This window comes from Cupriavidus sp. GW822-FHT03E04, from assembly GCF_058801495.1.
In genome coordinates this window covers 213,645-233,269 of sequence record NZ_JBXANI010000003.1, presented here as the reverse complement: position 1 = coordinate 233,269, position 19,625 = coordinate 213,645, and the positions used below count along the sequence as shown (strand labels likewise).

Genomic DNA, 19,625 nt, shown 5'->3' with positions numbered 1-19,625 from the left:
AAGAATAAGGGCCGGACACCCCGTGCGTCCGGCCCTTCTCCACTACCGATCCAATCCTGGCCGGCAACGTTCGATGGCACCTGCCAGACTCAGTCGCTCTTGATGCCGCTGTCCTGGATCACATTGCCCCACTTCTTGTAGTCGTTGCGCATGCGCGCTGCCAGTTGTTCTGGCGGCTGGTAGGCAGCGACCGTGCCCGCGCCGAGCATCTTTTCCTGCACCACGGGATCGGCCAGCGCCGCCTTCAGCTCGGCCGACAACCTGGCGATCACATCCTTGGGCGTGCCGGCGGGGGCCAGCAGGCCGCCCCAGGCGGTGGCCTCGAAACCGGGGAAGCCCTGCTCCGCCACCGTCTTCACATCGGGCGTGAAGCTCACGCGCTTGGCCGAGCCCACGGCGATGGGACGCAGCTTGCCGGCCTTGATGTGCGGCAGCGCCGCGATCATGTCGGAGAACATCATCGGCACCTGGCCGGCCAGCAGATCGGAGATCGCCGGCGCGCTGCCTTTGTAGGGCACGTGCTGCACGTCGAAATGCCCAGTGCTCTTGAGTAGTTCGGTGGACAGATGGCCAAAGCTGCCATTGCCGGCGCTGGTGTAGTTGAGCGCGCCAGGCTTGGCCTTGGCGCGGGCGATGTATTGCTGCAGGTCGGTCACGTCGGGCATGGCCTGCGGGTTGACCACCATGACAATGGGCAGGTCGTAGGCGGAACCGATCGGCGTGAAATCCTTGAAGATGTCGTAGCCCTTGCGGCTGATCAGGTGCGGCGCCAGCAGCGTGGGCGTGGCCAGCACCATCAGCGTGTAGCCATCCGGCGCGCTCTTGGCGACGGCTTCCGCGCCGATCGTGCCGGAAGCGCCTGGCCGGTTGTCCACCACCACCGTCTGCTTGAGCGATTCGCCCATCTTCTGGCCGATGATGCGCGCGGCGGTATCGGTCGGGCCGCCCGGCGGGAACGGCACCACCAGGCGGATTGGCTTGGACGGATAGGCTTGCGCGAAGGCCTGCGGCGCGCACAGCGGCAGCGAAACGCCCAGGATGGCCGCACCCAGGCGGCGCGAGAAAATACGACGGCTTGTCTTCTGCATGATGAGTATGAAACGTAATCCAGCAATGACGCGTGCCGGCTTGACAGCCCGCGCGCGCGTCGGCGATCCAGCAACACTAACGGGAAAGACAGGACAAAGCTTCGATGGCCTCCTCCATGACCGGTCATGGCCGGTCGTTTGTTATCGGGCGGCGGCGCGCCTCAGAGCTTCAGAGCTTCAATGGACCTGAGCGGAACAATCGCGCATCCATGGTGCGCAGGTCGGGCGCCACGGTGACCGCGGTGGCGCACTGGTCCAGCACATCGCGCTGCAGGTCGATGCCCGGCGCGATCTCGATCAGGGTCAGGTGCTCCGCGCCGATGGCGTCGGGGCGCATCTCAAAGACCGCACGCTCGGTGATGTAGAGCACGGGGATGCCGAGCGAAGCCACATAAGGGCCGTTGAAACTCAGGTGCGAGACCTGCGGCACGATCTTTTTCACGCGGCCTTCGCGCGCGATGCGCAGGGCGCCGTTCTCGGCGCGCACCTCCAGGCCACCGGCGGTGAGCGTGCCGACGAAGACCACGGCCTTGGCGCTCTGCGTGATGTTGATAAAGCCGCCGACGCCGGCGATCAGCGCTTCAGCGCCTTCGCCAAACTTGCTGACGTTGACGTTGCCGTGCCCGTCCAGCTCGGCCAGCCCGAGGATGGCGAGATCGATGCCGCCGCCCTCATAGAAATCGAACTGCGCCGGCTGGTCGACGATCGCTTCCGGATAGGCGGATGCGCCAAAGCTGAGGCCATCCGCGGGCGTGCCGCCGATCGGGCCGGCTTCCACCGTGAGCGTGAAGCCGTCAACGCCGGCCTCCACCGCCAGCATGCCGACGGCGGCGGGCATGCCAACCCCGAGGTTGACCACGCGCGGCTGCCTGCGCGCCAGCTCCAGCACCGCGCGCCGCTGCACGATGGTGCGGGCATCAAGCACCGGGGGCACTGCCGGCACCGCTGGCGCCGGTGCGCTGGTGACGTTGACAGTGCCGGCAGCTTCTCCTTGCCACGGCGTCACGTAGGCCGGATTGAACTGCTCCGCGAACGTCATCTGGTGATGCGCCGGGTTCTCGCTCACCACCACGTAGTCGACCAGGATGCCGGGCACGTGGATGGCCTGCAGGTTGTCGTGGTGATCCACCAGCGACTCCACCTGCGCGATCACGATGCCGCCGGAGTTGTGCGCCGCCTGCGCCATCGCCAGCAGTTCGTGGTGAAAGGCCTCGCGGTGCGTGCTCAGGTTGCCGCGCGTATCGGCGGCGGTGCAGCGGATCAGCGCGCAGTGGATCGGGAAGCTCGGATAGAACAGGTATTCGTCACCGCGAAAATCGACCGCCTCGACCCAGTTCGCGCGGCCCTCGGCAATTGCCGCCTGCGCGCTGCGGTTGATGGCGCCACCGTGGTAGCGGCTGTCCTGCGCGGTGCGCGGATCCACGAACGTGTGCAGGCCGATCTTGGTCAGCACGCCGGGCTTGCCGCCGGCGATGGCACGGTACAGGTGGGTCAGCACGCCCTGCGGCAGGTTGTAGCCCTCGCACGCCTCGGCCATGGCAAGCGAGGCCAGGCGCGTGGCGGAGCGCCAGTGCCCGCCCACGATGCGCCCGGTCATGCCCGCGTTGCCGAAGTGGTTCACGCCGCGCGCGCCGCGGTCGCCCTGCCCCGCCGAATACACCAGCGTCAGGTCGCGCGGCATGCCGGCGTCCAGGAAACGGCGCTCAAGCGCGTCCGTTACCGCCTCGGCATGGCCGGCGCCCACGAAACCGGCGCTGGCCACGGTCCACCGGGATTGCACGAGCGCAGCCGCCTGCTGCGCGCTGATGACCTTCATGGCTGTCTCCATCGTGTTCTTCTCGGCGCGGCGTGCGGCGTGCTGCCTGCACGCATTGCGCCGGACCGCACTCCGCGCTGCACACCACATATTCCGCGAACATTTGTTCGCAAAACACCTATCATACGTAGTCATGCCGACATCGCGCAAGTGCGTTCAGCGCACTAAAATCACCCTGTCTCCGTCTCCTCACGCTATGAACAGCCCCGACACGCCCCTGGCCAACCCGCAGAAAAAGGAAGAACTGCTCGATTCGCTGACCAATGGCCTGGCGCTGCTGCGCCTGTTCGCCTCCGGCGCGGGGAGCCTCACCATGCAGGACGTGGCGGAACAGCTCGACGTGACCCGCGCCGCGGCGCGGCGGCTGCTGCTGACCCTGCAACACAATGGCTATGTCGCGCAGGACGGCCGGGACTTTTCCATCACCCCGCGCGTGATGGACCTGGGCTACGCGTACTTTGCATCGATGAACCTGCCGCAACTGGCCGCGCCCTACCTCAAGGCGCTCTCCGAGCAGACGGGGGAAACCTGCTCGCTGGGCGTGCTGGACGGTGAATCGGTGGCGCTGGTGGCGCGCGAAGAGCCGCCGCAGATCCTGCGCGTCGACATGGGCGTGGGGCGGCGCATGCCGGCCTACGCCCACTCGCTCGGCCGCGTGCTGCTGGCCGGGCTGGACGACAAGGCGCTCGAGGCTTACCTTGCCACCGCGCAGCTACGCAAGCTCACCCCGTTTACGGTCAGCTCGCGCACGGCACTGGCGCGCACACTCAAGCAAGTGCGCGGCGACGGCTACTGCACGCTGATCAGCGAACTGGTGGACGGCTTCGCCGGCATCTCGGTGCCGGTGCGCGCCGAGTCCGGCAAGGTGGTGGCGGGACTGGGCCTGAGCATGGTGCTGGGCAGCCGTGGCGCGGCGCACCTGGAGCAGCACTACCTGCCGGCGCTCAAGCACGCCGCGGGTGAGCTTGAGGCGCTGCTGCGCCGGCGTTGAGGGCATCGGCGCCCGGGCGGCGCATCAGCAATGCACAACCAGGGCGGTACGCCTAGAATGGGAAACGGGTCAAGGCCGGCACGCACCGCACTTGAAAGCATCACCGCATGACTATCAGACCGCTCGACTGGGCGCGTGACGGCGCCGGCATCCTCAAGCTCGACACCACCTACGAGACCGATCGCATCTACGCGGTCAAAAGCGGCCCGCTGGGCATCTGGCTCGTGGAGCAGGTGCTGGGCCAGCCCGTGCTCAACCACTACGACCCGTCCGGCTTCGAGCAGGATTGCGCCGAGGCCGACCACGCGCTGGTGTTCGAGAGCGCAAGCGGCGACATCGGCGGCTTTGCCGCCGTCAGGCTCGAAGCCTGGAACCGGTCCGCGCTGCTGAGCGCCATCATCGTCGCGCCCGCGTTCCGCGGCACCGGCATCGGCCGCGTGCTGCTGGGGGAAATCAACCGCCTGCTGCTAGCAACGCCGGCCCGCTGCCTGCGCGCCGAAACGCAAAACACCAACTACCCGGCCATCGGCTTTTACCGCGCGCTGGGATTCTCGCTGTGCGGGCTGGACTGGGACCTCTACGACCCCGACACCGCCGGCACCGAGACCGCGCTGATCTTCACGCGGCCGGTGGTGCGCAAGTCTGGCTAGCCATCCGCTAGCCGGCTCCCTCCTGCGCATGGCAAAAGCCGATCCATGCATGCAGCACGCCAGCATGCGCGAAGGAGCCAACGCCGAACAGCACGGCAATCGCCGCGCTCCACGGCGCCGTCGCCACCACGGGCGCGGCCGCGTCGACCGTGCCCGCCATCGGCGCCACCATCTCCGGCAGCACGCCCGTGCCCCAGCCCAGGACCAGGAACATGGCGCAGCCCGCCGACATGCCGGCACACGAATACCGCAGCGCCAGTGCCGCGCGTCCGGTGAAGGCGGCATGCCGGTGCAGGTGGTTGATGCGCAGGATCGCCACGGCATTGGCTGCCGCCACGATCCCCATCAGCGACGGCCAGAAGAACGGATGATCGCTGCGCGCGTCCTGCATCAACAGCACGCCGATGGTGAGGAAGGTAGGCGCAGCCAAGGTCGCCACGCTCCATGACAACACTTGCCACGCCCACCACGGGTGGCGCCATTGCAGCCGGCGCGCGCGCGGGAACGCCCCCGCCAGGGGCTCAGCGCTGGAGATTGCGGCGCTCCGTGGCGCTCAGTTGGCTGAGCTGCGACTCGCTCAGCTCCATCTGGCCCAGCACCTGCACCACCCCGTTGGGGTCGTAGCTGGCCGGCACCACCTTGGCGCCTTCCCTCGCCTTCGGCGCTGCCTCATCCGCATCCGTGCCAAAGCCGAGCACCCGCACGGTGAAGATCGACGGCAAGCCCTGGCGCGCCGCCGTGCGCTCGCGCTGCAGCGCGTCCTGCGCCGCGCTCACCGCCTGCGAAGCCGCCGCGCTGGCGTTGGTCAGCGCGCCAACGTTCACCGCGGCCAGCACGGGGATGCCGGTGGCCTTGCCCTGCACCTGGATGTTCTCGGCGTTGACCACGTGCAGCGCGCCAATGTTGATGTTGCCAGACACGCGGATGCCGGCTTCGCCCGCGTCGATGGTGCCCAGCGGCGCGATCAGGTCGATGTCGCCCGGCGGTACCTCGGGAACCGGGTTGAGCGTGGCGATGCCCGCGCCGGTGTTCGGCGTGGTGGGCGACAGCGTGACCAGGCCGATGCCGTCGTACACACGCCGCTGCGGCGTGTAGACCACGGTGGACTTGGAGCCGCGCCCGGCGTTGATGTCGCCCTGCGCCGACCACGCCAGGATGTTGCCGCCAAAGGTGGTGAAAATGCGGCTCTGCCCCAGCAGGATGCTGTCCCTGGCGTAGATCTGGACCTCGCCGGCGCCCTGCGTCAGCACGCCCGAGCCCTCGCCCGGGACGAAACCGCCATCCACGCCGACCAGCGTGCGCCCGCCCGGCGTCATGATGTCGATGTCGCCGCCGAAGTCCGTATGGATGCCGGCGTCCAGCAGGTCGTACACACCCACGTTGTATGGGTTGCCGGCCGCCTTGTACTCGTCGCGCCGCAGGTAGGTGACGCCCTTGAGCGGCCGCTTGGTGGCTTGCGCCCCGGAGACCGGGGCGTAGTAGTTGGCGCTGCTGAACATGGTCAGGTCGCCCTCGTAGGCAAGCGCGTTGCCCTGCGCGTCATGCGTGGGGAACAGCGTGGCGATGGCCTCGCGGCCGCGCAGGTAGCTGCCTTCGCGCGGGCCACCCGCCTGGTTGTACTCGCGCCCGGCGGCCTTGAGCTCGGCGTAGTACACGTTGCGCAGGTAGGCCCGCTGCTGCTCGGCCGGCAACGCGGCGAAGAACTGCCGCGCGTCCATGCTGGCCGCGTCGAAGTGCAGGCCCAGGCCGTTATGCCCGCCAAAGCGGCCACTCAGCCAATTGACCAGGTGCAGCTGGCCGGCCAGCCCGTACTCGCGCCGCAGGTCGCGGTTGGGGGCGGCCGCGCCGGCCGCCAAGGCTTGCTGGCGCGTGCTGTCAAGCTCCGCCTGCTTGCTTTGCAGGTAGGCCGGCGCGCCGGCCTCGTCGCCCGCGTAGCCGAACTGGGCGCGCAGCCAGTCAGCCAGCTTCAGCTCGCCGCTGTAGATGGCCACCACCTTGCCCGGCTGGTCGGCAAGCGCGCGGCCCGCGTCTGCCTGGTTGGCGGGATCCAGGTAGCGCCTGGCGAAGGCGTTGAAGTCCAGCCCGTTGCGGCCCACACCCGCCGCCACCGCAATGCTGGCGCCGCTGCCGCGGTCGCCCGGGGTCACGTTGGCCACCGGCCCGATGCTCTTGAGCTCGGCCCGGTCGGCCATGTACAGGTCGCGCCCGGCGGTGACTTCCAGCAGGCCGGGACCGGCCACGTAGAAGTTGCTCATGCGGATATCGCGGCCCGCGGAGACCACGGACACATCGTCCGCGTTGTTATGCACGATCAGGTTGCCACGCGCGCTGGCATTCAGGACCGGGACGGGCTTCTCGGCAAAGGTGCCGTCGCCGCGGCGAGGAGGAAGGTACCAGCCGTGGCCATCGGCGGGCACGTCTTCGGCCTCGCCCAGCGCTGTGCCCGCGTTGACAAGGTCGCGCCCCGCGCGGATCGCCACCGGTCCGCTGCCTTCATACCAGTTACCGAACGTGAGGGCCGAACCGACGCCATTGGCACGGGAAATGATCGACCCCGTGCGCAGGCCGACGATATCGCCATCGACCGCATAGAAGCGCGCCGGCTGGCTGCCGGGGACCGCGTAGCCCGAGGCCGTGGGTGGCGTGAAACTGAACAACGGGTAGGCCTGGTATGTAACTGCGCCGCCGTTGTTCGCCAGGAACACGCTGGCTGCCAGCCCGTCCGGGCTGATATTGCTCAGCTTCAGCGTGCCGTAGATGATCTTCACCGTGCTGCCGCTGAAAGCGGCGTTGAACGGATTTGGCAGGGCAGTGGGATCGGCGCCCGACTGCGTGATCCCGTAGCCCCCGGCGTAGATCGAGTCGGCGGCCAGCAGCTCCAGCTGGCCCGCGCCCATGCGGGCGTATTGCGGCCCCACCGGCGACGGGGCCAGCATCAGCGTGGTGCTGGACTGGACCGGCCGGTTCGTTCCATCGATGGCGCCGGTGCTGGAATTGCCGTAGTAGAGACTGCCGCTGGCCGCCACCGCGCGCAGCACCGACGGCATCATGAAACGCCCGTCGGTCGCCGTATGGTTGCCGGAATAGCCATTGTCCGCCGCCGCGGTGGACGGCGTCAGATTACCGCCCGCGCTGAACAGGTCGATGGCGGTGCCCGGCGTCCACAGCGAGAACCAGGTCCAGCCGTCGCCGGTGTAGCTGGCGCCGTTGGCCCGGAACGGCGTGCCGTTGTTGACCAGCGCCACACGCCCCGGGTCGCCCACGCCGCCGAGCACCAGGTCGCCGCGCGCGTCGATGCGCACGCCGGCATCGCCGGGTACCAGCACCGGCCCGCCGCCGGCGATGGAGGACGTGGCCTTGTACACGTCGTAGGCGCGCGATTCGGCGGGATCCGCGCGGTCGAAACGCAGCTCGATGCCGCCCACCGAACCGGCCTCCATGCGCAACGCCCCGCGCAGGTTGACGAAGGTGCTGTTGATATCGCTATATACCCCCGAGTAGCGGGTGGCCGGCGTGACGTCACCAGTCTGCGAGGAGAAGGCGCGCACTTCCGCCACGGGGTTGAGCCCTCCGCCGATGCGGATGTCGAGGTCGCCGCCGCCGGTCAGGGTGAGCTGCTTGCCATCGGCCGAAACGCGGCCCGTGCTGGCCACCGCCAGGTTCAAGCCCTGGCTGCGGGACACAAAGCTGCCGGATGCGGTCATGCGCGACGACAGCATGCCGGCGTCGCCGCCGGCCTCCAGCACCAGGTTGCCGCCGCCCAGCGTGCCGATGCCGGTGAACCCGACCAGGAACGGCGCGCTCGCGAACAAGTCGTAGCCGTCCATCTGGCCGGCCACATAGCTGCCGAAGTTGACCCACCAGGCGGTGGGCACGCCTTCGCTGCCTGTCACGGCGCTGCCGGTGCCCTGGCGCCACAGCCAGTTGCCAACGGCGGTGGAGCCGACGTGGGCGCGTAGGGCGCCGATCGCGTCGGTCCGGGACTGGTTGCCTCTGACGCCGATCAGGTCACCCTTTACGTCGCCCTGGGCGCGTACCAGCACATTGCCGCCGTGCTCCGGGTACCAGGCGCGGTACAGGCTCTGGCTGCCGCCATCGATATACGGCGCAAACGTCGTGCCATCCGGGCCCAGCAGCGTGCCGTCGAAGGCAGTGGCGCGTGGCAGGTTGTACGCCGCGCCCACGCCGGCGGACTGCGTACCGGCGGTGTAGACGCCGAACGGCGAGGTCATGGTGAAGTCACCGCCCGAGATCAGGTCCAGGTCACCGGTGCCGGTGCGCAGCACGCTGAAGAGCTGCTGCCGGGCTGGCTGCAGCTGCGTCCTGTACACCGGGGGCGTGCCGTCCTTGACCTTGACGACCAGCAAGCCATACCCCAAGTCGTTGAGGTTCTTGACCTCTTGCTCGCCGCCCCATTGGTCCAGGTCGATCGGCGTGCCGGGCTCGATGCCGATAACTTCCAGCGAATCCCCCGCCCACACGTATTCGCCCGGCAAGCCGGTGCCCGGCAACAAGACGTTCGTCGAGACCAGGCCGTAGTGGGTGTCGGCCAGCAGCATGGACGCCTGCTTGCCGTGCGTCTGCAAGGCGCGCGTGTCCGCGGCCTGCGTGTCGGCGCCACTCACCAGCCGCACCGACCACGATTGCGAGCCCTCGGGCAGCATCGGCGCCAGCGCCCAGTTGCGGCCCTGGTTGCCGCTGGCGTCCCCTGGGCGCAGCGACACCATGACCGCGTCGTCCGGCAGCTTGACCACCGTTTCGCTCGGGATCACCGCGCCCTTGCGCAAGGCAAGTGCGTTCGCCAGGTAGACCCCTGGCGCGGTCTCCACGCTCGTGCCGGTCTGCGGCAGCGGCACGCCGGCAGGCCAGGTCATGGCCGCCACGCTGGCTCCGCCGGCAAGCCGGTTGCCGGCATCGAGCTGCATGCCGCTGGCCAGCGTCAGCGGCTGCGACAGCACCGTACCCGCCGCTTGCACGACATTGCCTTGCGCATCGCGCACCGCGCCGCCCAGTATCGTACCGGCTGGCAGCACCAGGTCCGCCGCCAGCGTGGCGCGCGCGGGCAGCACCGTGCCGGGACGCAGGCTCACCGCCTTGATCGGCAGGTCGTAGTTGAGCGTGCGGCCGGACAGGAAGAAGGTGTCTTCCGCCAGCGTGACCAGCTGGCCCTGCGGGATGACGACATCGCCGCCCCAGGGCACCCTGCCCTTGACCAGCACCCAGCCCTGATCGTCGGGGGTGACCGGCAGCGCCGAGGCGTCGAAGCCATCGGTCAGGCTGCCATAGACATTCAGGTTGCCGCCCGCGCGCAGCACCAGCGCGCCGGCTTCGCCGGAGCCATAGACGCCGGTCTGCTGCGTGCGCGGGTTGACGCTGGCATAGCGGTAGCGCGACAGGTCGATGTCGCCGTCGATGTGCAGGTCGCCATCCGGCGTGGCGCTGACGATCTCCACGCCCGGGCGCAGGTGGAAAGCATCCGCGTAGCCGCGCAGGCCGGCGAGCTTGCGGTTCATCAGGTCGCCGTTGGCCAGCGCATTGCTCATGAACACCAGGCTATCTGCGTGCTTGGCGTCCAGGTAGGCCTGGTTGATGACCTGGTAGGGACGGCCGTCGGCCATCGGATCGGTGCCCCAGGCCGCGTCCTTGTAAGACCAGAAGCCGTTGACCGCGATGGAGCGCGCGCCGTCGATGCGCAGCGCGCCGCTGGCGTCGATATCGATATCGTTGCCGGTGGCGCCGCCCAGGCGCGGGGCGTTGAGCTCGACCGTGCCGAGCGACTGTGCGCCTGCGCCGGTGCCGGCGCGCAGGTCCATGCGCGCGCCGCGCTCCAGCGTGAGCCGGCCCGTGCCGGCGTTGATCTCGATGGTGGCGCGGTTGGGCGCTTCGATGACCTGGCCGTAGCTGTCCACGCGCAGCACCGTGCCGTGCGCGTCGAGCAGTGCGCCGCCGCCGATGGTGACGCCGTTGCGCGCGGCCAGGCGGATGCTGCCGACCTGCTCGCCGCTGGCGTCGATGGTGCCGGTCACGGTCAGCTTGCCGCCGTCCACCGACACGCTGACCTCGCGCGCCTTGAGCTCGTCGCCGATGGCCAGGTCGCCCTGCTTGAGCTGGAAGCTGCGGATGCCGGAGAGCTTGCCGTCGTTGAGGCGCTGGTTCAGTCCCGTGAAATCGGCGATATGCTGCGCGCGGATATCCGCCCCGCCGGCCGCAAACGGCACCAGGGTGCCGCCGGCATCGTAGTGGCCGCTGCTGCCGCCCAGCACGCTGCCGCGCAGGTCGATGGTGCCCGCGCCCGCGCCCAGCGCGAGCGCGGTGAGCTTGCCCGCGCGGTTCTCCTTGGCGGAAACGTCGATCAGCGCGCCCGCCGCCTGGCGCACGTCGCCGGCGCGGCTTTCCAGCACCACGTCGCCGCCCCAGCTGTACTTGCTGACGTCATAGAAATCGAGCTTGCGCCCGGCCAGGTCGAGCCGCGCGCCGTCGCGCAACACCACGTCGCGCTCGGCGGACACGGTGAGCTTGCCACTGGGCAGCACTACCGTGCTATCCAGCGCCACACTGTTGCCGTTGAGCGAAATCTCCGCGCCCAGGGCTTCGGCCAGGGCCTTGCCGGACAGGGCCGGCGCGGCGGCACCGGCAGGCGCGGTCAAGCGGATGTCGCCGCCGGCGGTGATCTTGTTGACCGAGCCCGCCTGGCCGGTCAGCAGCGGCGTGTTGAGATTCAGGTTGCCGCCGCTGTAGGCATAGCCCTTGGTGGCGTCGTCCCAGGCGCCTTGCGACTGGTAGACCGCGAGCGACCCCTTCTGGTTGGCGGTGATGCGCTCGCTGGCGTTGAGGTCGACCTGAGCGAAGCCCAGCACCATCCGGTCCATGGCGTGGATGGTGTCGGGGCGGCTGTTGGGGCCATAGCCGAACTCGATCTGCTTCGCGTCGACCTGCAGGCGGCCGCTGCCCGTGCCGGCGCCGCCGGTTGCCACCAGCCCCGGCGCATTGGTCGCGCCGTTCCACACCAGGATGTCGGTGTGGATGCGGGCCAGCGCATCGGCACTGCCATAGCCCTGGATGGCCGGCGTGCCCAGCACCAGGCGCGCGAGCGAGGACTTGCCGGTGGCCGGGTCGATGGTGGACAGCTCCACCGAATCATAGAAACGCAGCGCGTCGCGCGCGGTCAGCGCCAGGTTCTCCAGCGCCGGCGCGCCGGTGCTGGTGTCGCCCTTCAGGAGCCGGTCCAGCACCTCCTGGTTCAGCGTCAGGCCTGGCGGCAGCGCATTGCGCGCGGCCAGGTCCGCCAGCGTCGCCTGGTTGCCCGCGTTGATTGCGCCGACCGACAACACCAGGTTGCGGGTGCCATAGCGTGCCGCGTCGCGCAGGTTGAAGCTCTGGTCGGTCGAGGCAGCGATGGTGCCTTCGGAATACAGCGGCGTGGTGCCGTGGCAGACAGCCCCCGGGCTGCAGGCCCCGATGTCGATGCGGCCCGCGCCCCGGAGGGGATCCGCGCTGTAGCCGGGAGCCAGCATGTCCAGCCAGCCGTTGGAGACCGCCAGCACGCTGCTGGAGCCCGGGTCGTAGACATAGCCGTTGGTGGAATCCCAGGCCGCCTTGCCCTGCCCCAGCGTATTGATGCCGCCGCCCTGCTCCACGAAGATGCCGCCGGACTTGGTACTGGTCACCAGGTACACCTCGGCGGCCTTCAGCACCGCGCCTTCGCGCAGGAAGATGCTCCACGCCCCGCTATCGAACGTGGCGATGTTGGCGCGTTGCCTGCTGCCGGTGTAGTCGACATAGCGCACTGACGGCAACCCGCCGATGCCGATGCGCGAGGCGCCGATGGCATTGATATCCGCCGCGTACAGCGAGGTGCCGCTAAAACCCGGCGTCGGCGCCGCGCCGGCGGCCAGGATTTCGTAGCTGGTTTCGCCCATCATCAGCGCACTGCCGCCAAAGCCGCCTGCGGCGGGCGCATACAAGGTGCGCCCCGCAAAGTGCAGGACAGGTTCATCGCCAGGGGCGCGCGGCGCACTCGGCGCGAAGGACAAGCGCAGTGTCTTGGCGTCCCGCTCCAGCTGGACGCGTGGCACGCCCTCGCGTGCGGCCTGGGCCAGCGCGAAATCCGCGTAGCTCATCTCGTTGTATTGCGAATAGCTGCGCAATACGTCGGCAGGCGTCAGGAAGACCTGGGTAGGCACGGCACTGCGGATGCCGGTGTTGGCCACGCCCAGCTGCGCCGAGGCCGCGTACGAGCCATTGCGCATGGCCATGGCGCCACCGGCCGCCAACGTGCCATGGCCAAGCCCGTTGAGCTCGACGCGGAACGCGCCGGGCAACAAGGCGAAGGTGGAAGGCAACAGCGTGTAGGTGCCAGCGGGCAGGCCCGGCACGCCGGCGCCGATGGTGATTTGGCGGCCAATGGCCGGATCGCTGGCCCCTTTCTCGGCCACCACCGGCGCATAGCCGGGCTGCACGCCCGGCACGATCGCATAGACCGGGTTGGTCGACAGGCCCGGCAAGGTGAAGCCGCCGCGGGCGCCGACCTGCACCAGCGGATTCATGCGCGCGTCCACCGAGCCACCGCGCCCGGCGAGGAAGGCCGCGCCGGTGAGCGTGCCGCCACCGCTGAGGTCCAGCACCGCGTCCTGCCGCACGTCGATCGTCTTGCCGGCCAGGGTGATGGCCGGGCCATTACCCACGCCGTTGAACGCCACGTCCTTGCCGTCGTGCAGGTAGCTGAGCCCGTCGAGCGAGCCGCCATAGGGCATGACCAGGCCGTTGGCGCTGATCGAGCTCACGCTGCCCGGCAGCAGGTTCAGGTGCTCCGTCACAGCGCCATAGCCCACCGATCCCAGCTCGAGGTTGCCCAGCGGCGCCCGCACCACGCCACCCTGGTTGATGGTCGGGGCGCGCAAGGTCAGGCGGCCGAAGACGGAATAGGGCATGGCGGGCAGTTCATCGCCCACGCGCTCGATGTTGAGGTGGCGCGCCGGGTCGAATTCGCGCTGGACGTTGCCGTAGTTGTCGAGAAAACTGCGCTGTCCGACCGTCACCGAACCACTATCGCCCATGCCCGGGTAGATCTGCGCGGCCGCCAGCGTGAGGTTGCCGGGTACGCTCAGCGAGGCGGCGCGGTACATGCGCATGTCGCCGCGGCTGCGCAGGGTCGTTTCGTCGAAGGCACCTCGCTCCACCGTCAGCGATGTGTCAGCGTTGCGTTTAATGACGCCGCGCACGCCGAGCTGCGTGGCTGCCACCAGGTCCAGCAGATCCGCCTCGACTTGCAGCCGGGTGCCTTGCGACACCAGCGGCACGCCCACGGTGTTCACGGTGGGGTTGGGCATGTAGTAGAAGTCGGGCGGAACACGGGTCGTGCCGGCCAGGCGAACATAGGGCGCGGCCAGGCTGACCTGGGTGCCGGCAGCGGCATGCTCCGCCAGCGCGATCGCGCCGGTCGTCAGGCGCAAGCTCTGCCCTACGGCCAGGTTGACGTTGCCATCGAAACTGATCAAGCCGTTGGCCAATAGTGCAACGTTGTCGAACCCACCCGCCCCGATGCGGTCCACGCCAATGCGCCCGGCGCCGTAGGCCAGGGCGGCATCGCGCTCGCCGGGCCGCAGTCCGGCCGCCAGCGCGGTGGCGCCCTGCGTTTGCGCCACCACCAGCTCGCGCGCGGCCCGCACCGCGTCCTCGACGCTGGGGCTCTTCTGGGTATAGTTGTCCACCGGCCCGTAGGCCGGTGTCTCCAGGTTCAGCGCCAGCGTGCCGCCGGCGGCGCCCTGGCCGCCGGCGGCCGCGCGCAGGCTGCCGTCCAGGAACAGGCCGCGCAAGGAACTCAGCGCGATGACGCCACCGTCGCTCGCCACCTGCGTGGCGCCCAGCCCGGGCAGGTCCAGCCGCGCGGAAGCGCCAGAGGCATCGATGCGCGCGCCCGGCCGAACCACGACGAAGGCGTCCGCGGCGTCGATCTGGGTAGCGTCCAGGTTATGGCGCGCACCGATCTCGATCGTGCCACCCTGGCCCACCTTGCCATATACGTTCCCGCGCGCGTCGACAGCGGTGACCGCGCGCCCGGCGGCATCGAGCACGGCGCCGTTGCCGATCCAGATCGACATGGCATCGGCGATGCCGTTGGGCCGGTCCGCCTGGTTGCCGGTGCCAAGCTTGCCCGGCAGCAATGCGATATTGCCGCCCCAGGCGTTCAGCGTGCCCTCGACGGTGATCTGGCCATTGCCCTGCAGGGTCAGCGCACGGCCCGGATCGACGGTCACGGTGGCGCCCTGCCCGATGACCAGCGGCGCCTGGGTGTAGACAGAACCGGCCGACAATGCCAGGTCGGCGCCGCCGCGCTGGGTCAGCGTGGCCTTGAGCAGGTCTTCCTGCCACAGGGGCGGCAGCCAGCGCTCCAGGACTTGCGCCGGATCGGCGCCACTTGCCACCGCGTGGCCCGCAGAGGCGTCAAAGCGCAGCACCGGCATCGCTACCGCCACGTTGGCATCCCGGGCGACCTGCACGCCTTGCTGGGCGGCCACGGCGTAACGCGAGAAGCCGCTCTGGAACACCTCGTTGCCGATCACCAGCAGCGGCTTGACCGCCACCGCGCCCGGCAGCTTCGTGCCGGCCAGCAGCCTGGCGCCCTCGGCGAGCACCACGTCCTTGGGCAACGGCGTGCCGGCCTGCAGGGTGCTATTGAACTCGGGCACGGGGATGCCGTTGGGAAAGACGTCCGCAGGCACCACGTAGCCCGGTGCCAGGTCGCCCGATGAGCCTACCAGCACGGTACCGGCGGGGGCGATGTTGCCATTGGAATAAAAGCGGCCCTTGTCGTCGATGACCGCGAAGTTCCAGGTCGTGCCGCGCGGCACCAGCCACGGCGCTTGCAGCGTGACCTTGCGCGTCGCGCTGAACAGCGGGTTGCCTTGCATCGCCTGGCCCGGCGCCACGATGTCCGCCGTGTACGTGAAATCACTGGGCAGCACCGTGCCGGCCGGCAGCGTGACGGACTGCGCCAGCGTCAGGTTGACCGATACCGACTGGCCCGCCGGCAACAGGCCGCTGTCGGCCAGCAAGCCGCCGCCGATGGCAATGCCCACGCCGGTATCGATGGTGAGCGTACCCCCGCCCTTGACACCATAGCCGCGTAGTTCGCCGTTCATCCGCAACGCGCCGGAACCTTTGCCAGCGACGTCGTTCTGGTTGGACAACAGCGTGATATTGCCGCCCCGCCCGCCTTGCACCTTGTTGCCGGCGAGCAGCGCCGCGCCCGACGACACATCCAGCACGCTGCCCGTGCCAAGGGTGACGTCGCCAGTGCTGCTGATGGTGATCGCACCACCGTTGACGTAGGGCAGCCCGCCGATCCGGGTGAAGTCCAGTTCGAGGTTGGACCACAGCCCACGCCCATCCAATGTGACACCTTGCCCCACCGAAACGCCGGGCGTATAGCCCTTGGCCGGTAACGCCGCCACCGGCACATCCAGCCAGGCGCCACCGGCGCTGCTGGTGTACTGATTGATCATGTTGCCCAGCGCGATGCGGCCGCCGCGCGCCGCGAGGTCCGCCCGCACATCCACCTGCGTGGCATGCAGCGCGAGGTCGCCGCCCGCGGCCACTTGCACGGGGGCGCCAACGTCGATGCCGTCCCTGGCGTAGACCTTCAAGGCGCCCAGGCCTAGCCCGTTGATCCACCCGGCATCCAGGCGCAACTTGCCCTTGCGCTCGTCGGGCAGCGCGTCCGTCATGGCCAGGCCATCCGCGATGCCTTGCACGACGCCGATATCCACCTGTTTCACCAGTGCCTGCGGGCTGTCGCGCAGCATGCCGGTCTTGCTGTCGTAGATCGGCGTGAGCTGCCCGACGATCAACTGGCCGGCACGTGGCGCGGCGATCTGCGATTGCTTGTAGCCGTCCAGGCTGCCATCCCGCGCGTCGCGCTGGCGATCGCCCTGGAATACCGTGGTGTCGATATGGCCTTCGAGCACCGCGGACTGCGTGCCAACAACCACGCGCCCGGCATCGCGCCCGACCGTGTAGCCGTTCTCCAGCCGCTCGCCCGGCGCGATCAGCGGGCTGAGGAAGTATTCCGTGGTGTTCTTGCCCCAGCGCGCGTGCGTGTTCTCGAAGCCGCGATACAGCCCGGTGTAGAGGTTGTCCGCAGGCGCGGTAGCCAGGTTATACAAGCGAGCGTCAGCTCCCCTGAGCCAGGTCTGCTTGATGATGCCGCTCTGCACGTTCAGCGAACCGCCGGAGACGTTGATGCCGGACCCGGCCTGCGTGACCAGCTCGCCGCCGCTGAAGGCCACGGTGCCGCCCTGCGCCGCCCATTCGCCGATGCTGTGGCCGCCGGTGCTCAGGTAGCCGCTGACTTCCAGCAGGCCGCCGCCCGTGTACATGCGCTCGGTGGCATAGCCGTTGGTGCCCGCGGCGACGCGCACCAGGGTGCGGCGGTCGATCCAGATGTTGGCGTTGTTGAGCAGCTTGCTGTCGCGGTTTAGCGGCGCGTCGCGTTGCTCGTTGCCCTGCACGTTGATCATGACGTTGTTGGATTCCATCGCCACGCTGACGCCCACGGCGCCGGCCACGTCGATCGCGGCGCGGTCCGCCACGCGCGTGCGGCGCACGGCGCCCACCATTACCTGGCCGCCGGTGGCGAGCGTCATGGAGTCGGACTGGAAGTCGACGTCGCCGCTGGAATCGATCTTCACCAAAGACTGGTCGCGCCGGTTGTAGGCGCCATCGCTCGGCCGCGCGGAATCCTTGATCAGCGCATCGCGCTGCGCATCCAGGGCGGTTGCGTTGCTGTCGTCGAGCAGGATCGCGCTGACGCTGCCGGGCGCCAGGATCACCCGGCTCTCGGCGTCGCCTACGGCTGTGAGGTGCAGCGTGCCGCGCGTGTTGACCGAGGTGCTGGCAAGCGCCACGCCGGACTGCTCCACGCTGCGGCCAACCAGCGTGATGTCGCCGGTCGCCGCCTGGAGAAAGCCGCTATTGCTCACGCGGCCTGCCAGGCTGCCGGCGTTGCGCTGCACGCTGACCTCGTTGCCGCGCGTGCTCGAATCCTGGTTGGCGTCGGTGCCAACGCCCTTGCGGATGATGAAGCTGTCGCCGGCGGCCAGCGTGACCTGCCCGCCAGGCGTGGAGATGGAACCGTGGTTGTGCGCTTCGCGCCCGGCCAGGAGTACATAGCCGCCACCTTCGGTCACCGACTGCGGCTTGCGCGTTGCGATGCGCGCGCCGGCCTGGACGATCACGTCGCCCGTGGCATTGCCGTTCGATGACGTGCTCGGGGTGCTGACCAGGTCGTTGGCAAAGGTCGGCACATAGCCGACACCCAGCGCATCGCTGTAAAGACCCTTGCGGAATTGCGAATCCGTCATGCCCGCTGCTGCCGCCACCAGGTTGCGCGTGTCGACCTGGCTGCTGCCCGAGAACAGGATGCCGTTGCGGTTGACGATCATCACCGTGCCGTCTGCCTTGATCTGCCCCTGGATCTGGCTGGGCCGCGCCTGCGGATCGTTGACGCGGTTGAGCACCGACCAGCTCGGCTGCTGGTCGAACTGCACCGTCGTGTTGCGGCCGACGTTGAAGGTCTCCCAGTTCAGGATGGCCTTGTCCGCGGTCTGCCGGACGGTAACCTGCGTCCTGCCATCGACGACCTTCTGCCCGGTCTCCTTGTCCAGCGGCCTCGCATTGATCCAGCCCGCGGTGAGGCTGTTGGTATCCACCTTCAGGCCGCCTTCGGCCAGGCCATCGGGCACCGACGCATCGTTCATCGCAGCCTGCCGCGCAGCGGCCTGCGCGGCCTGCATGGCAGCGATGCCGCGCGCCGCCACGTTGAGGTTGTCGATGGAGCGTTGCAGTTGTTCGTTAGCGCGTTGCTGCTGCGCCTGCGGGTTGGTCAGCGATGCGGCGGGCTGGCCATTGGGCAGGCGGCCGGTTGCAGCCGCCGTGTCCTGCATCAGGTTCTTTTGCGCCATCCAGGCGCGGCTGAAGGCTTGTTGCGCATGCGCGCTGTGCATGCTGCCACCGGCTGCCACGAGCAACGCGATGGCGTGGGCCAGGGGTCGGATCGTGAGTACCGTTCTGCTGAATCGCGTTGTCTGTCGCGAGGGCATCTTCTTGTAGTGAACGCGCATGTTCATTCTGGCTTCCATTCCCGTCTAGCTCATTCGGCGTGGCCCGCTCGCCCGGCATTGCCCGGCATTGCTTGGCGAACAGGCACTGCGATCATGTCCATCGATGGCAAGCGCCGTCGATGCTCCTGGGATCTAGACCGTTGGGCGCGGGGGAATCGGCAAGGTTTTATTTGAAGATTTCGTGACAGGGGGATAGGGGGGGTTATTGGGGGGGTATTGGGCGGCTTCTGGTTGCTGTTGGCGTTTGGGGGCGGGGTTTTATTGCTTCTAGCTGCTGGCGCGGCTGTACGGTATTGGCTGTTTTAGAACGTGTGAGATGTCACTTTTCTTTACTCGTAAAGAAAAGTAACCAAAAGAAAGCGATCCTTGCAGGAGGCTGGCTTTTCTGGGTTGCGCAGCCCGGTGGATTCGTCGTCAGGCCCCGGGTTCTAACGGCCTCGTGCCGTTACCGGTTTAAAGGACCACTATCCAGCAAATGACGCTGGTTTCGTGGTGAGGCTGCTCGGTAGCGGCATCCCTGCTCGTTCACACATCTGCCGGTACCGGTCCGAAGCGCCACGATATATCACACCATGATGGTTTCGTGGTGGGGTGGGCGCGGTGAAGAGATTCTTCGGGCCTATCAAATCGGTGCCACCGCGCCCACGACGGAAACGGGACGCCTGCAACTTCGTGGCCGCCCACACCGCGAGCGACAGACGGCTTCAAATTCGTGGTGGAATCTACCGGTGGGGGCCACCACGAATCCTTGGGCATTGGCTGGGTCGTGATGATCTAAACTGGTAACGGCACGAGTCCATTAGCACCCAGGGCCGTACGACGAAACCATTGGGATTCCCAATGACGCCACGCCAGCCTCCTGCAAGGATCGCTTTCTTTTGGTTACTTTTCTTTACGAGTAAAGAAAAGTAACATCTCACACGTTCTAAAACAGCCAATACCGTACAGCCGCGCCAGCAG

General features: G+C 68.4%; 6 protein-coding genes. 2 read left to right on the top strand and 4 right to left on the bottom strand.

Features of this window, described 5'->3' with window-relative positions:
* Positions 1–89 precede the first annotated feature (89 nt).
* Positions 90–1,088 (bottom strand): Bug family tripartite tricarboxylate transporter substrate binding protein, encoded by a 999-nt coding sequence (locus AC1RQC_RS05060; RefSeq protein WP_492882582.1) that lies wholly within the window; start codon positions 1,086–1,088, stop codon positions 90–92.
* Between the two features lie 169 nt (positions 1,089–1,257).
* Positions 1,258–2,904: an acyl CoA:acetate/3-ketoacid CoA transferase gene (locus AC1RQC_RS05055; RefSeq protein WP_492813760.1), complete on the bottom strand. Its 1,647-nt coding sequence runs from the start codon at positions 2,902–2,904 to the stop codon at positions 1,258–1,260.
* Positions 2,905–3,100: 196 nt separating this feature from the next.
* On the opposite strand from AC1RQC_RS05055, the gene AC1RQC_RS05050 reads away from it, so the two are divergent.
* Both AC1RQC_RS05050 and AC1RQC_RS05045 read left to right on the top strand, forming a co-directional pair.
* Positions 3,101–3,895 carry an IclR family transcriptional regulator domain-containing protein gene (locus AC1RQC_RS05050; RefSeq protein WP_492375446.1) on the top strand — a complete coding sequence of 265 codons (795 nt, stop codon included), beginning with the start codon at positions 3,101–3,103 and terminating at the stop codon, positions 3,893–3,895.
* Between the two features lie 107 nt (positions 3,896–4,002).
* Positions 4,003–4,545, top strand: a complete 543-nt coding sequence (locus tag AC1RQC_RS05045; protein ID WP_492882581.1) for a GNAT family N-acetyltransferase — start codon at positions 4,003–4,005, stop codon at positions 4,543–4,545.
* A 7-nt stretch (positions 4,546–4,552) separates the two neighbouring features.
* Here the strand turns inward: AC1RQC_RS05045 and AC1RQC_RS05040 are convergent, their stop codons facing one another.
* Positions 4,553–4,975 (bottom strand): hypothetical protein, encoded by a 423-nt coding sequence (locus tag AC1RQC_RS05040; RefSeq protein WP_492882580.1) that lies wholly within the window; start codon positions 4,973–4,975, stop codon positions 4,553–4,555.
* Positions 4,976–5,066: 91 nt separating this feature from the next.
* Positions 5,067–18,665, bottom strand: coding sequence for a filamentous hemagglutinin family protein (locus AC1RQC_RS05035; protein ID WP_492882667.1), 13,599 nt, complete (start codon positions 18,663–18,665; stop codon positions 5,067–5,069).
* Between the last annotated feature and the right edge of the window lie 960 nt (positions 18,666–19,625).